Genomic DNA, 1,716 nt, shown 5'->3' with positions numbered 1-1,716 from the left:
ACCCCCGAGTTCGCGTTCTGGCTCGGCGCGGCGGCCCTCGCCGGGGCCGCCGTCGCCGGGATCAATCCCACCCGGCGCGGCCCCGAACTGGCCCGCGACATCCTGCACACCGAATGCCGGATCCTGATCACCGAGCGCGCCCACCTGCCGCTGCTGCGCGGCCTCGACCTGCCCGGCGTACGCGTCCTGGTCACCGGCACCGAGGAGTACGAGGCCCTGCTCGCCCCCTACGCGGCCGCCCAGCCCGGCGAGGTCACGCTGCGGGCCCCCGGATCAGCTTCCCGGCTCCTCCTCTACTTCACCTCCGGCTCCACCGGCGCCCCCAAGGCCGCCATCTGCACCCAGGGCCGGCTCGCGGCCGCCGGAGCCGCGCTGGCCCGCCGGTTCACCGTCACCCCGAACGACGTCCACTACATCTGCATGCCGCTCTTCCACGGCAACGCCGTCATCGCCGACTGGCTGCCGGCACTCGTCGGCGGGGCCCCGGTGGCGCTGCGCCGCCGCTTCTCCGCCTCCGCGTTCCTGGACGACGTACGGGCGTACGGAGCCACCTACTTCACCTACGTCGGGCGGGCGATCCAGTACCTCCTGGCCACCGAACCCCGCCCCGACGACCGCACGCACACCCTGCGCCTCGGCTTCGGCACCGAGGCCGGGGCGGTGGACGCGGACCGCTTCGCCGAGCGGTTCGGGGTCCGGCTGGTGGAGGGGTACGGGGCCACCGAGGGCGGCGCCTCCGTCCAGCGCACCCCGGACACCCCGCCGGGCGCCCTGGGCCGGGCGGGCGCGGGCGACGAGCTCGCGGTGATCGACCCGGTCACCCGCGCGGAATGCCCGCCCGCGGTCCTCGCTCCGGACGGCCGCCTGCTCAACGGTTCGGCGGCGATCGGCGAACTGGTCAACCGCGGCCGCAGCCTCTTCGAGGGGTACTGGCGCAACCCGGACGCCGAGGCCGACCGCACCCGCGACGGCTGGTACTGGACGGGAGACCTCTTCTTCCGCGACCCGGCGGGCTTCCTCTACTTCGCGGGCCGCACCGACGACCGGCTCCGCGTCGACAGCGAGAACCTCGCCGCAGCGGTGATCGAGAACATCCTGGCCCGCTGGACGGACGCGGTGGCTGTCGCCGTCTACGCCGTCCCGGACGAGGTCGCGGGGGACCAGGTCATGGCGGCCCTCGCCCTTCGCGAGGGCGCGGCCTTCGACCCGTCCGCCTTCGCGGCCTTCCTCTCCGGCCGGCCGGACCTGGGCACGAAGATGGCCCCGCGCTATGTCCGCATCGTCGAGACCATGCCGACCACGGCGACGAACAAGATCCACCGGGTCTCCCTCCGCCACGAGGGCTTCCGCTGCGCGGACCCCGTCTGGCGCCGCTCCCCGACCGGGGCCTACACCCGCCTCGACGAGGCCGCCCTCGCCACCCTGCTCGCGACCTACGAGGCCCAGGGCCGCTCCGACCTGCTGCGACGGCCGGGGAAACCCCCGGTCGAGAGTCCCCCGCGGGGGTAAGGCAGGGCCAGGTATCCCCCGGCCGAAGACACCCACCGCCGGGTCATGGCGGTCCTCGCGCACCTCCGCGGCTCATGGTTTTGAGCACGCCTGAGGACCGGGTAGTATTTTCTCTGTCAGCAGGCGCCGCTAGCTCAGTTGGTTAGAGCAGCTGACTCTTAATCAGCGGGTCCGGGGTTCGAGTCCCTGGCGGCGCACCTGTCCTTC

The 1,716-nt window shown here is 73.7% G+C and carries 1 protein-coding gene and 1 tRNA gene; both read left to right on the top strand.

The genetic code is table 11. The annotated features are described in order from the left end of the window. Positions 1-1,509 (top strand): AMP-binding protein (locus ACWGIU_RS37235; RefSeq protein WP_453712488.1); only part of this gene is annotated, 1,509 nt, incomplete at its 5' end. Between the two features lie 123 nt (positions 1,510-1,632). After that, a tRNA-Lys gene (locus tag ACWGIU_RS37230) sits at positions 1,633-1,706 on the top strand. The last annotated feature ends 10 nt before the right edge of the window (positions 1,707-1,716 follow it).

The organism is Streptomyces sp. NPDC054840 (assembly GCF_053611065.1).
This window is presented reverse-complemented; position numbering and strand designations above follow the sequence as displayed.